Here is a 14238-nt window from a genome sequence, read left to right as displayed (position 1 = left end):
ATTCAAAGACTTGACGTAAAGAAGTTCGGACTCAATGTAACAAGTCGCATAAAAGCGTTTGTCTTCAGGTTTATCTCTGTACCAGCCAAGTGGATCAAGACATCAAGGCGGTATGTGCTGAATATCTATACCTGTAATTATGCTTACGCAGATGTTTTCCAGACTGATTTTGGATAGTGCCTACAACTTATGGGAATGATATTGTGTATTGCCTCAAGTCACATTGTGGGGTAAGGGGATATTGTAGGCAGAAGTGGGTGCTTCAAGTTCAAATTATCTGCAAATTCAGTAATGAGAGGACGTGTAAACGCAATAAGAACCTTCAAGGGCTTAGTTGCGGATTTGAGGACTTATTAAAGGCTTGACAAATCCAAATCAATCGTCAGAGAAATGTGGGAACACAGCTAAGTTTGCAATGAACGTTCAAGAGTTCTCTGTAAAATTACATTATCTGATGACCGATTTGGAATCAAGATATTTGCGCATTCATCATATCAAAATTCATGCTTAGGACTCGGGAAATTATCTGAGTAACTTTTGAATCATCGGTTCTACATCCTCGAGTTTAGGCCCAACTATCTGTTGCGGTAATCCCTTTGCGGGGATGATATACAAGGTTGGTAAGGCTTCTATGCCCAAATCTTTAGACAATTGCTGCTCCGTGACGTAATTGACTTTAAAGAATCGAATCTTTCCTTTATACTTTTCGGCCAATCGGGAGAGTAAAGGTGAAAGCCGTTTGCAAGGAACACACCATGTTGCCCAGAAGTCTATCACTGCGGGAACAGAATCTTTATAGGCAAATTGATGATGGGTGGTGTAGTCCCAGATATGATTCAAGAAGTAGGTTCGCCCTATTTCCTCCACCTTGCCATCCGTCATTATCGGTTGCTTTTCGACAGAAGCGTCATAAGACGGCGCTGAAGAGTCGAAAGATTGGAAGTAAACGGCCGATTTAGTAAAGTCTATTGAAAGCAAGCCATGCCGCAACAGATCACGCCCAAGATAAGAATGAGCGGGCTGATTCGTTCCGACCGGAATGGTCCGAATTGACGTGTTAGCGATTCGGATTGTGCAAGAATCTGTCTTCCCGACACGTTGTAGGTCATCGGGCGTCAGACAAAGAAGCGAAGAAAAATCCAATGAAATGGGCAAAGCGTAATCCTTTCTATCAATAGAAACAGGTATCTTTACCTCCTTTTCTGGTTCTGTCAGCAATCTAATCCGATTGCTCAATTTAATAAAACCGGGTCTGTAAGGGCTGGAAAAGGTTAGTTTGTGTTGCTTGGAATCGATTGTCAAGATTACATTCCGCAGCATGTCAAGCCCCAAAACTCCCACAACCTTACTCGTTCGGAAGGCCAATGGCCTCGTCGTATATGGAAAAATCCGTTCGTTGGCATACAGACTCTGCCCCAAGACAAGGGTGTGCGGAAGGGCGGGAGTAGCCTCTTTAGGAAGTGTTTCGCTAAACAAAGCCGTTTCTTTGGACACACTTAACACGAACAAAGCATCCCGACCATCCATTTGCAAAGTAACGGCTATGGAACCGTCATCCAACTCCTGATAGTCATAAGTTTCCTGAAGAGAGTTGGCCGATTGAGCAAACACGCTCGAATGAGTCGACAACAAACCGACCAAAAGGAAAAGAATAAACTTGAAAACACGCATAATCATTTGTTTAACGCCGATGAACAGGAATATCGAACTTCCGATTCCCTCGCTTCATCGTAATGGTGGTTTCTGACGAAATAAGCCTGTCGAAGATGTCAGAAATCGTTGTTTCACTCAACAGAAGGCGAGTAATATCTTTCCCATTGACGGCAACAACCTCATCACCGATGTTTAATCGGTCAGTCAGAGGTTCCCAAACCGCGGTTATTTCAAACCTTCCGTGGGCAGGAAGAATACTCACATCCCAGATGGGAGCAGCCTTCGCGAGATCCGCGGAAGCCTCTTCGTAGGGCTGAAAATAAAACCGTCCACGAGGATAATCAATCGTTACGACACCGTATTTCAGCAATTCCGCGCCGAGTATTGTTGGTACATTGGGGGCGACAAGGCACGTAGCATTCTGAAAAGACTTGCCACCCAGCGCGAATTCGCCCAGCTTAACCTGCTTCAAAGGCTTGGCTTCACCCGGCCCTTCAAGGCCTGCGCCCAACGTTCCTCTACCCTTCCGAACGACCGTTGCGACCTGGGCCTGCGCCAAAAAAAGGTAATCTTTTTCGCTCATCGTAAGCAATTCGGGCACTCCTGTGTCGAACATGACCTGCACGGATGCGCCTGAAAACGACAAAGGAAAGTTCACATGCCACGTCTCCGAATAAGCTAACGGAATGCCATCGCTTAGCTTCAGCCCCTTCGGACGATAAGGATAATAGAGGCGCAGCTCACTTTTCGTCCCGTCCAAAGCCATGACAACATCCTTGAAGGCGTCACCGCCGAGGATTCCGACTACACCCAGTTCCCGAAATCCCTTGATATCGGGTAGCGCAATCGTAGTAAGCGACAGTTTCAGATTACTTCCAATCTTCACCTCAGGCAACCTTCCCATCGAATACATATTGGCCTTGCCGTTCATGTCGGCCGTCACCTTGCTGGCTCCGGTCAGCTGTCCTCCCATCGCCTTTGCCTCCTCCCAAATGGTAGCGGTCTGCCCTCCGGTGTCTAAGATGTATCTGTATACCACCTGATTGACCGTGACAGGAACGATGATGCGTCCATATTTCATTTCATACCGTATCGTGTCGGCATACCGTTTGATCGAAAGATCTTGCGCAACAAGCCTCAACGGCAACAGCAGCAAGACGACGGAAAGAATATAATTGCGGCCTTTCATTTTTTCGATTGCTCGCGTTTGATGGCTTCCTTTACGGCATTTGCCACATTGACAATGCCTCCCGAAAGGCAGAGATCAGAATATAGGAACAGGTCTTGAACCTTACGGTCGTTCACCACCATCGTCTTTTCAACCTCCATATCGTTCGGTTTCGTTGCGGTCTCGTTGAGCAACCGGCGCACATCACCAGCCTTCAGCGAGGGGAAGTAGGCTCTTATCAAGGCTGCAGAGCCTGCCAGCGACGCAGCGGCCATGCCCGTTCCGGTAGCCAATCCATAGGTGTTTCCCACGCCGGCCGTATAGATTTCCTTCCCCGGAGCATGGATATCCAGTTCTTTCCGACCGAAGTTCGCACTCAGCGAAGGTTTGCCTTCCTTGTCGCTCGGAGCCACAATCATCAGGTTGCCGAGCTCATGTCCGGGAATCATGAACCGATTCGGATAATACAATGTGTGCCCCAAGTCCTGTGAACTCTCTGTAACTGGCGCAATCACAAGTACGTCCTTCTGCTCCGCATAGCGCAAAGCGTCTGCTATCCAGCTACGTTCTGAAGCAGGAAACAACGTGTTTTGAGAAGGCAGAACGATAACTTTCGCCCCATGATCGACCGCGTATCGCATGGCCAAAGCCACGTCTTTGAGATACGGATCGCCGGCGGTCGCAACGCGCAAAGGCATGACAAGCGCTTCGTTACAAATGCCGTCGCCACCGATTCGGTTATCTCTCACACCGGCAATAATACTCGCCTCCATGGTTCCGATGTTGGCATCTTCCGTCAACAGCTGCCCATTCCCGTAACGGGTATCGCGAATATCATTCGGTTTATCACCCACAATTTCCTTTCGGTTGTCGTCACCATGCTTCTGAAGATACGCTTCATACGCCTGCTGAGCCTGACGGATAGGTGTTCCTTGCATTTCTACCTCATATATCTTTTTCCATGATTCCGTCTTGGCAATAGGAAAACTATAGCCCAATATCATGAAAGACATATCCGCCAACGAATCCTTTGGCGCGTTCTTATCATAGAGTGTCTCGAACTCTTTTAGCGTTATCTCTTGACCGGGAAAACGCTGGCGGAGTTTCGCGTCAAAGATCTTGGTATAGTGGCGCACGACTTTGGCTGCCAGAATGCCTGCGTATCGTGAAGCGAGTGGCGATTCATACACAATCGTATCACGATAATATCGGTATTCTTTCATATTCCGTGGCGCATCTACCTGCACCATCTCGTCGCCGTCGAACTTATAAAACCGCTTGCCATCAGACACATAGTCGGCATATTTCTCACGCAACCTGAAATACTCCCGGTCACCTTGGTTCAAAGTAAAGTTCATCGAACGATTTGTGCCCGCCTTGTCCTTACCTCCCAAGAAGTTCCAACCGACAATGTCGTCTACCAGTCCATTACCGTCGTCATCGCGGCCATTAGGTTTCTCTCTTTGGTTTTTCCAGACCTTACCTTTCAAATCCTCGTGGCTCACATCCAGGCCGGAGCCTATCAAGGCTACGACGACGCGCCGGGCTTTACGCCCTTTCAGCAATTGATAGGCCTCGTTCGCCCCCACTCCATAGACCTTATCAGCCGTAGGATACAGGTTATACCAGTCAAGATCACTTTGTTTATATTCCTGTGCCTTCATCGTTTGCGCCATCGAAGGCGCAAACAATAAAAGCATTATCGATAGGATTGCGTTATTTACGTTCATGTGTTTCATTTTCATCCTGCTCCTCTAATCGGAGCATCCTTTATGTTTATTCTTGATTTCGATACCTTCTGCCAGCACTTAATCGCTCATATTACCGATACGCTGCAAGTCTACATTGAATTGTTCTTTGAAATACCTAATGACAATATCATACTTCCGTCTTACCAACTCATGACTCAGGACTCCATCCGAAGCCTCAAGTTTGGCCAACGGAGTAGACACAATAGTTTTCAAATAGTCGAACCAGTCCTCACGCTCGCTGCTCTTATGAGCGCTATTTAAGAATCCTTCTGCCAATGAACCCTCAATATTAGAGCCGTAAGCAGATACCGCGGTAAAAGCTTGAGGAATACTTTCGCGCGCCGTTCCCTTGTTTACATCGGGATAGATACGTCGTAATAAGAGCGTACACATATCCTGTCTGAATTGGTCTTTCTGTTCTTTGGTCATCTGCGGAAGCTCGCTGCTTCCCCAATTCACCGCAAAATACTCGTAGCCTTCAAAGGCATTGATACGCTTGTAGTCCTCTTCTGTGGGTACTTCGGTATATCCACCTTCCAGATAAAAGAGCTTTCCGCAAAGCAGAATGCGCAAGGGCAAATGCTTTTTCAGGAACTCGGTAGGGAATAAATCCAAAAATTGCGTCTTCAATAAAGACACTTGCTCCCCCACCTGTGCCTCTTCCGGCAATGCGTAAAGATAGCCCTCATCCTGCATTCTGTTCTTGCTCCACAGGAAACTTTGTGTAGATCCCCATGCAAAATCAGTATCGCTAAATTTATAAAGCAACAAGGAACCTGTCTTATCATACACCTCCCGAATTGTTTTATCATAAGGATGATTACCTTGAGGCAGGGTGTGCGGGCCTACGATTTCTTCAGAACCATTGGTTGGTTTGACCGGATCTTCATTTCCACAGGCGGCCAATGTCAACGCCAAAACTATATATAATATACTCTGTTTCATATCTTCGTCATTCTTATTTATCTAATTCCGGATTCCGTTCTCTCACTTCGCGAGGGATGGGCAGCACATATTTGCTACTGTTCTTTTCCAAGCGAACAGTCTGTACCTGCCCTTTTACGATAGAGAAAGTATGCTGGAGCGCAGGCATTCCCAATCGCCGCAAATCAAACCAGCGATGATCTTCAAAACTGAACTCAAGTCTTCGTTCATCCAAGCAGGCTTTCAACAGTTCCTCTCCATCCATTATATCCAGCTTTACATACGGATCTGTGAAGCGTGCCTCACGCAATGTATTGAGATCGTTCAACGCCAACCTACGCATTTCTTCATCTTTGGTGAGCAGATACTTACGGGCATAAACCTCAGCTCTATTCAGATAAGCTTCCGCCACACGCATTCCTTTGGTAGGATTCTGGATAACATTATCACTTTTACGGCCTACCAACAGATGTTTTTCAGGGAAAAAACCATTCATAACAAGGTAGGCATTGTAGTAAGCCTCACGCCGAATGTCGTTGGAAGCATACTTGTTTTCCAGTTCCTTGCTCACGGTGAAGGCCGGTAGCTTACCCGGGTCGATATAAAAGTTCACTCCCATGAAATATGCCGAATACTCGCCGTTGACCGAATAGCCCCAGATCAATTCCGGACTACCGCTGTTATACACGCCACCTTTTGACATATCATACATCACGATGCCCTGCCAGTCGTCATACGAATAGAACTGACGAAGCTTCAAAAGCGTGGGCTTACGTTCTATAACGGAAGAACTGTATTTGATAACCTCATCCCATTTGCCCTCATAAAGATATACCCGAGCCAACAACATATCGACAAACAACGGCGATACGGTGTACACGTTATGAGCCACCGGGCCATTCTTGGCAAAGAGGTTACGTGCTTCAAGAAGATCTTTTACGATTTGTTCGTACACTTCAGCCACACTACTGCGCTTCGGAAACTCATCTTTCACCGTAGACTTCAGAACAAGTGGCACGCCGGGAGCCGCGTTGGCCTCTGTATTCTCCGTGTTGTAAGGTGGCGCATATGCGTTGACAAGCATGAAATAGTAGAAAGAGCGCAGACTCAAAGCCTCGGCCTTGATACGTTCTTTTGCCTGCTCGGAACCAGTGACCAAAGGTAACTGATCAATGACAACATTACATCCATTGATCCAATGATAGAGATTCTGCCACGAATTATACCATGGCACATTGTTTTTCTGCAACTGTTCAAACATGTCTTCAGCCCAAGTAAAAACCGGTCCACCACCAAGAAGCATCGTTTCCTGACCTGTGGCGTCGGAGTAATTGCTTTCTACATTATCCGTCAACAACTCAAGATAAGGAAAGATAGGCGTACGAGAAGCATAACCCTCACCCAACAGTAGTTCTTCCAAATCGGTTGTAGTACTTGGTCTTACCTCGTCTTGACTGCTTTCTGTAAGAAAATCGCTGCAAGCCGTCAATAACAAGGCTATCGATAACGCGCCTAAGAATATGATATTTTTCATTGAAGCCATCATTAAAATTACAAACTAAAATTCAAAGTAAGACTATAACTCGGCGTAATCGGCTGAGAGCCGGTAGCTACTTCGGGGTCTACGCCGTTATAATCTTTGCTTACTATGATAAACGGATTACTAATAGCACCGCTGACAGAGAGGTTTTTCAACATCATCTTGCTTGCGACTTTCGCGGGTACTGTATAGGACAAAGAGATGTTATTACACCGTAAGAAAGAGGCATTTACTACCCGTGCCGTAGAATAATTGTACATTCGGTGACGATACTCCGTTGATCCATCAGGCAAATTCACCAGCGGTATGTTTCGATAAGGGATGGTAGGAATCTGGGTATGCGCCTCATCACCGGGCTTTTGCCAACGCCGCACCATGTCTTTAGACAAATTGGAATAGGCCGAAGGTGTGCTGTTATTCAAATAATCTTCATCAAACAAATCTGTAAGGAAGCGCTTTCCACCGAGCGCAATACTGAAAGATGTAGACAAAGTCAATGTTTTCCAACGCAACACGGTCGACATACCACCCGAGAAATCAGGCTCCGTTGTTCCGGCATAGGCCATATAGGTTGTAGCGTCGAACGGATTAGCACCTTCTTCTTTGGTTGGAATCTTAAACAAAGGATACCCTCCTTGCGAGTCAAGTCCCGTAAAATTCCATGCCCAAAAGGCTCCTACCGGATAACCTTTCTTATGAACAGAGCCTCCCGCTGCGGCTCTCCAATTCTGATTTTCGGCGATAGTGGATCGTATTTCGTTGAAATTCTTTGCCGTGTTAAGCGAAAAACTCCACACCCAATCCTTGGTTCTCACAGGCGTTACGCTTGCCGTCAACTCGAAACCTCGGTTGGTCATGCTGCCACCGTTGATTGGCATGAACAAAACTCCATACTCATAAGGCACGGCTTTAGAAACAATCATGTCCGATGTATGCTTCGAATAATATTCCGCACTGAAGGCAATACGGTTTTTCAATACACCGAAATCAATACCAAGGTTGATACTTTTCGTCTTTTCCCAGCGCAGATTGTCATAAGGTAATGACTTTATCTTCAAGATATAACGTCCTGTTCGGATATCAATAAAATCACGACCACGACCCAACTGCGCTATCAGGTCGGGGCCGCAGTTCTCTACGACATTGCCCTGCCAACCGTATGAGCCACGCACATTGAAATCACTAATCCACGACAGTTCCTTAATCCAAGGTTCGTTGATGATATTCCAACGGGCACCCATAGACCATACAGGCAGGAAACGGTTGCGTTCGTCCTGTCCGAAACGGTTAGACGCGTCCGAACGGACACTGGCCGAGAAGATGTAACGTTCGGCATAGCTGTACATTCCTGTGGCAAACAGGCCGACAGTATTGATTTTACGGTCGATAACGGAGTTGGAGAAGTTATCGTATAGTTCATTGGCTATCAAATTGGAACTATTCAACGGGTCTACAACTTGGCGTGGCGGCAACATAATCGATTTGCCACGCTGACGGAAATAACCATAAACGGTCGTATTATATCCATCGTATTTATTGCTACGCATTTCACCTCCGGCCATGAAACTCAGTCGATGTACGTCGTTTAAAATCTTATTATAAGATAAGGTAGCACGCAAAGTATAGTTCTTGTTGCGGCTTTCCGTCGTGTTCAATTCGCCTCCATGCGGCAAACGGGACTTCTTATATTCCAGGTCTCCAGGCCCATAAAGCCCGAACTCATAGCCTCGCAGATTGGTAATAAAAAAGCTCCGCTCATCGGCATACGACTCTCCGACCACGTTGGAGGTGTTGTATCCGAGCAGACCTTCAAAGCGTAAGCCTTCAGCGATCATCCATCTCAGGTTGGCAGAGAGTGCCATTGTGTTCGTCGTATTGGTATTTCCTGTGTTATTAAGTTCATTGATGATATTATACATTCTGCGGTTGGCATCCTGTGTTTTAGCATAATAAAACAAGGAACCATCTTCATTGTATGCCGGAATGGCACGGTTTATCGTTCGGGCATAGTAGTAAGGATCTACGCGGAAGAAACCATGGGTTTCATGAGAAGCCGCATTCAAGCGCACACCCAAACTCACCTTACTACTGATTTTGGTATCAATGCTCACCGAAGCGCTATAATTTTTCGAATCATTACCTTTGGATATACCATTAGTAAACGAACCATTAAGTGATGCATAGTAATTCATATTGCCCGATCCTCCACTGAGACTTACACCATGATGATGGCTCATCGAATTGCGAAACAACTCTTTAAACCAATCTGTATTGTTGGAACGTGCCTGTCTTACCCCATCCACAAATTGCTGATAGGTAATCTCTTTACGCAAATATTGCCCTAAAAGTCCTTCATATCCGATTCGTTCGAGGGGACGATTGGCCTCACTGATAAGTCCTCTTCGATAAATTTCACTTGAAACATCGATACGTTCCGAGGAATTCATCAGGTTCATCCGGCTGTAGTGTATACGTGGAGTGACGGATATACCACCGCTGTAATTCACTGAAATACGTCCACTCTTACCTTGCTTGGTTGTAATAACAATGACACCATTGGCCGCTTTCACGCCATACATCACTGTCGCTGCGGCATCTTTCAACACGGAAATCGTCTGAATATCGTTTGGACTTAACCACGAGATAGAATTACCTACGAAATTCTTAATCATGTCGAAATTGTCCTGATTGATATTGCCCAAAGCATCGAGGTCACGCGTTTTAAATGGCAGCGGGTCTTCCTGAATGATACCATCGACCACCCACACCGGTTCCTGATTGCCCAACAGAGTAGACGTTCCACGCACGCGTACCTTTGGAGTGGCACCTACCAATCCGCTGGTATTCAATACACTCGTACCCGACAGTTTTCCCTGCAACATCTGTTCGATACTCTTTTGTCCGTCATAGAAAAGATCTTCTATCTGTACTGTGTTGGCCGAACCGATCATTTCGTTTTTTCTAATACGCTGATAACCGGTAACGATGACCTCATCGATAAGCGACACGTCGTCGGCCATCGTCACATGGAGCATTTCCTCGCCATGCCATGCCACCGTCACAGCCTTCATGCCGGCATAAGTAAATTGCAGAACAGGACGCTTCGTATAGGTTTCTATCCTAAAAAAGCCTTCCAGATTGGTCTGAGCGCCTTCCGATGTCCCTTTAATAAAGACGGTAACTCCGGGCAAAGGCTCTCTCATATTTTCGGATAAGACCTTACCTTGAATCACGACCTTGCCTTTTCCCGCCTGATTTCCGGACAAACCACTTTGCGACAAGCCGTCTGAGGCTCCGCCCGTTTGGGCAGATGTCTGCGTGATATTGATAAACTTACCATTCACGGAATACCTGAAAGGCTTGTTTTGCAGCAAGAGAGAAAGGACTTTCTCTACCGTTTTGTTTTTTAGTTGTACGCTAACCGTATAACCTTGCACCTCATCATAGGTGAACAAGACCTTGAATCCGGATGCTTTTTCAACTCTTTTCAGTGCGTTGGCCAATGATTCATTACGACATTCCACCGTAATTTTGTCGGTCAACGATTGTGCTTCGACAGCAGCAACGTTTCCCCAAACAGCAAACAACGCCACAACAATCCTGCAAGCAAATCTACTCAACGCTTGCCGTTTTTTTAGTTTATAACTCATAAATGATGTATTTTTAAGGTATCACCTATAGGATTAACGACCCAAATGAAATATCGGGCATTAGTTTTCCTCTCTTTTTTTAGAAAGAACGATTTTGTTATCTTTCAACTCGGCTTCGATATAACTGAACGCGTTCAGGTTTTTCACGACTTGTGATATATCGGCATTGCGGTCGGCAATGAAGTGAAGACGATAGCTCATCAAGGAGTTATCGCAGATCTCAATGCTCACATTATACCATCTGCCGATTTCCTTCAGGATGTCAATCAGTGGCAGATTGTCAAAATAAAAATAACCGTCTTTCCACTGAATGTAATACTCCGTATCGACACAGGTTACGTTAAATCCTTCGTCATCGCTTAATGTCGCGTCTTCGCCGGGCTTTAATACGACTTTTTGACGGCTCGTTTTATTGCTTATCGCCACCGAACCCGACACCAAAGTCACATGATTGTCCGAGCCGGGATAAGCTTTCAGATTGAACTCCGTGCCCAATACACGGGTCAGAATCCTATCGGTTTCTACGATAAAAGGATGCCGGGCGTCTTTCTTCACTTTAAAATAAGCTTCCCCTTTCAGTTTTACTCGTCTTACATCGCCCGAGAAACGAGCCGGAAATATCAACTTACTCTCCGCATTGAGCGTAACACTTGTGCCGTCGGAAAGAATCAGTTTATATGCTTTCCCACGAGGTGTAGACAACATTCGCACCCCCTCCGCACGCGTCGAGGTATGTGAAAAATCGGCCCGTTCGTCATCAATCACCACCCCTTCATCGTGATAGGCGAGTTCAATATCCTTCATCTGTTCGTCGGCTTTGCCCAACAAAATCTTCTGCGGGCGGTCTTCTGCCACGAAAGCCATCAGATGATCGGCAGCCGGTCGGCCATCTAAATAGGAATAAACGCCCCATACCATTGCGACAACGGCAGCAGCCGCGGCGGCAACATACAACAATCTGCGCCGATAAGAACTCCGTAAGCGGCGGGGCGCAAGCTCGGTAGCGCAAAAATGTTTCCAAGCTTTCGCTGTGTCAGGAGCTGGACTTTTCTCTCTAAGTCTTGCACAACGATAGCTCCACAACAAACGATACGCATCCTGCGAAGCTTTGTCAGACAGCAACGCGCCTATTTCGTCATCCGTCAACTCGTCCCAGTTATCTATCCGATTCACCACCTCGTGCTCCTCTGTAGCGTCCGTGTTCTGATGTAAATTATCAATATCCATGTTCATTATATAATATAACGATTATCGATTCTTTTTGGTTATCTTCCGGTTTGCGTATTCTATAGAAAAAGATTCACGCAATAATCGCAAACCTTTCATGACATGCTGCTTCACCCCACTGATTGAAATATCGAGCAAGGCCGCGACTTCCTTATAGGTATGTCCCTCATAAAAACACTGATCCATCACAAAACGGGTACGAACAGGGAGCTTTTCCATCACACGATTTATCAATTCGATGTATTCTTCCTGTTCATCCATGTTCCAGTCTATGCCATGCCGGCTCATGTCAAGAAAGAACTTGGCATAAGCAGACTCTACCTTAGCATGTTTCAGATAATCCAGACAACGATTGTAAACACATTGCCGTAAATAGGCAACACCATATCGATGATGCGGGTAGGAAAAGTCTTCCCAAGCGCGAGTAAAGACATCATTCACCACATCTCGGGCCACTTCCGAATCATGCACTATATAAAGAGCATTATAATATAATTGGGAATAATTTTCTTTGAACAACTTTTCAAATGCGCATTCCCGATCACGTACGCCCATCATTATACGCTTTTATGAATAAAACTATTTTACAAACTTACACAAAATCCTGCGATTACAGGCCAACTTGAAGCATATTAACTTGAAAAAAACCAACATTTTTAACGAAAAGCCTTTGTTGTAAGTAAAATAATTCGTTACTTCGCAATCATCAAAAATACCTAAATAAAGATGATCGACACACAGGAACTCTACAATACGCTCATACTGGCCCGACTGGGATTCTGGCATATTGACAAGATGCAGGTGCTTTACCGGCAGGTGGGCAACGCAACCGACATCATAGGGCACAGCAACGACATACGCACGCTGATGCCCGAGGCCACGCCACGCTTCATGGCACTCTTTCAAAACACGGACGAAGTGCGGCGACGGGTGGACGAAGAGCTGCGATGGGCCGAACAACACCACGTGGAAATACTCACACCGAAGGACGAACGCTACCCCCGACGGCTGCTGGAGTGCGCCGATGCGCCGCTGGCTCTCTACTATCGGGGCACGACCGACCTCAACGCACGCCACGTGGTCTGCGTCGTGGGCACCCGCCACTGCACGGCCTACGGACAAGATCTCATCCGTCGTTTCATGACCGACCTGCAGCGGTTCTGTCCCGACACGCTCATCGTCAGCGGACTGGCCTACGGCGTTGACATCCACGCCCACCGACAAGCGCTCCACAACGGCCTGCCGACGGTGGGCGTACTGGCTCACGGCCTCGACACGCTCTATCCGCCGACCCACCGCAACACAGCCAACGAAATGGCCACACACGGCGGACTGCTCACCGAATATACCACCTGCACCAACGCCGACAAGGCCAACTTCGTGCGCCGCAACCGTATCGTAGCGGGCATGAGCGACGCCTGCGTCCTCGTAGAGAGCGCGGCACGGGGCGGCGGACTCATTACGGCCCGGCTGTCGCGCGACTACAACCGTGACACGTTTGCCTTTCCCGGTCCCGTGGGAGCCGAATACAGCGAGGGTTGCAACCAGTTGATACGCGACAACGGCGCCGCTCTCATCACGTCGGCCGAGGATTTCGCCGACGCCATGGGCTGGAAAACAGAGTATATGCTACAGAAAGTGCGCCGCGAAGGTATCGAGCGGCAGCTCTTCCCCACGCTCTCGCCCGACGAACAGCGTGTCGTCGACGCGCTCACAGCCACCAACGACCTCACCATCAACCAGCTGTCCGTCCGCGCCAACCTGCCCATGCCCGCCCTCTCCAGCCTCCTCTTCCAACTTGAAATGCAGGGAATCGTCAAGTCCATGGCCGGCGGCAGCTATCATTTGATAAGGTAACAAAGACCCACCCCGGCTCTAAAAGGACCAACCGCTGCGCGGTAGCCACGCACAGTACAGACGGTAGCATGCGCTATGCACCATGAGCATGTCCGCATGAACCATTGGGAATCAAGAAATGCCTGCCACAGGCTGCGCAGGAAGTGAAGCCAGCGGCTTCATCGCTCGATAACCCCTGGTCATCTCTGCGAAGCGGAGTGACCAGGGGATAGAAGACCAGGCGGAAATCGACCCTGGAAGGGTCGCCCAAAGATAGCTGTTATGACCGTGGGCGACCCCTCCAGGGTCATCATCTGCATGGACGTCAACCTGCATTCATGGGTGAAAAGCAACAAGACAGGAGGCTACATCGCTACAGATGCATGGACGTCAACCTGCATTCATGGGCGAAAAAGCAACGGCCGGCTTCAAAGTCACGATGAAACCGGCCGTTTTGAAAGATTTTGCGGCATAGCGCTCTTGCCGCTC

General features: G+C 47.4%; 9 protein-coding genes and 1 pseudogene. 2 read left to right on the top strand and 8 right to left on the bottom strand.

Translation table 11 applies throughout. The annotated features are described in order from the left end of the window. Nucleotides 1-177 (top strand): annotated as a pseudogene (locus K334_RS14940) (IS1380 family transposase); the annotation flags it as partial. Between the two features lie 345 nt (nt 178-522). On the opposite strand, the gene K334_RS14245 reads toward K334_RS14940, so the two are convergent. The 8 genes from K334_RS14245 to K334_RS0112240 all read right to left on the bottom strand — a co-directional run bounded on the left by K334_RS14245 (nt 523) and on the right by K334_RS0112240 (nt 12471). Beyond that, a complete protein-coding gene (locus K334_RS14245; RefSeq protein ID WP_051218764.1) occupies nt 523-1677 on the bottom strand; it encodes a thioredoxin family protein in 1155 nt (384 codons plus the stop codon). 4 nt (nt 1678-1681) lie between these two features. Then, complete coding sequence (locus K334_RS14045) at nt 1682-2842, bottom strand: aspartyl protease family protein (protein ID WP_025880949.1); 1161 nt, start codon at nt 2840-2842, stop codon at nt 1682-1684. Beyond that, nucleotides 2839-4521 (bottom strand): S8 family serine peptidase, encoded by a 1683-nt coding sequence (locus tag K334_RS0112265; RefSeq protein ID WP_161625390.1) that lies wholly within the window; start codon nt 4519-4521, stop codon nt 2839-2841. Before K334_RS0112265 ends, K334_RS14045 begins: the two co-directional genes overlap by 4 nt. A gap of 108 nt (nt 4522-4629) precedes the next feature. Then, nucleotides 4630-5517, bottom strand: coding sequence for a putative zinc-binding metallopeptidase (locus K334_RS0112260; RefSeq protein ID WP_107581468.1), 888 nt, complete (start codon nt 5515-5517; stop codon nt 4630-4632). A 13-nt stretch (nt 5518-5530) separates the two neighbouring features. Beyond that, a complete protein-coding gene (locus K334_RS0112255; RefSeq protein ID WP_161625389.1) occupies nt 5531-7030 on the bottom strand; it encodes a RagB/SusD family nutrient uptake outer membrane protein in 1500 nt (499 codons plus the stop codon). A gap of 17 nt (nt 7031-7047) precedes the next feature. Further along, a complete protein-coding gene (locus K334_RS14040; RefSeq protein ID WP_081658102.1) occupies nt 7048-10686 on the bottom strand; it encodes a SusC/RagA family TonB-linked outer membrane protein in 3639 nt (1212 codons plus the stop codon). A gap of 60 nt (nt 10687-10746) precedes the next feature. After that, nucleotides 10747-11913: a FecR family protein gene (locus tag K334_RS14035; RefSeq protein ID WP_161625388.1), complete on the bottom strand. Its 1167-nt coding sequence runs from the start codon at nt 11911-11913 to the stop codon at nt 10747-10749. Nucleotides 11914-11934: 21 nt separating this feature from the next. Continuing rightward, entirely contained in the window at nt 11935-12471 is a 537-nt protein-coding gene (locus tag K334_RS0112240; RefSeq protein ID WP_025880945.1) for a sigma-70 family RNA polymerase sigma factor, read from the bottom strand. 168 nt (nt 12472-12639) lie between these two features. On the opposite strand from K334_RS0112240, the gene dprA reads away from it, so the two are divergent. Further along, entirely contained in the window at nt 12640-13770 is a 1131-nt protein-coding gene (gene dprA / locus K334_RS0112235) for a DNA-processing protein DprA (protein ID WP_027445042.1), read from the top strand. The last annotated feature ends 468 nt before the right edge of the window (nt 13771-14238 follow it).

Origin of the sequence: Segatella baroniae DSM 16972 = JCM 13447, assembly GCF_000426585.1 — a bacterium.
Lineage (GTDB): Bacteria > Bacteroidota > Bacteroidia > Bacteroidales > Bacteroidaceae > Prevotella > Prevotella baroniae.
Note: the sequence above shows the minus strand (reverse complement) of the source record. Positions and strands in the feature narration are given on the sequence as shown.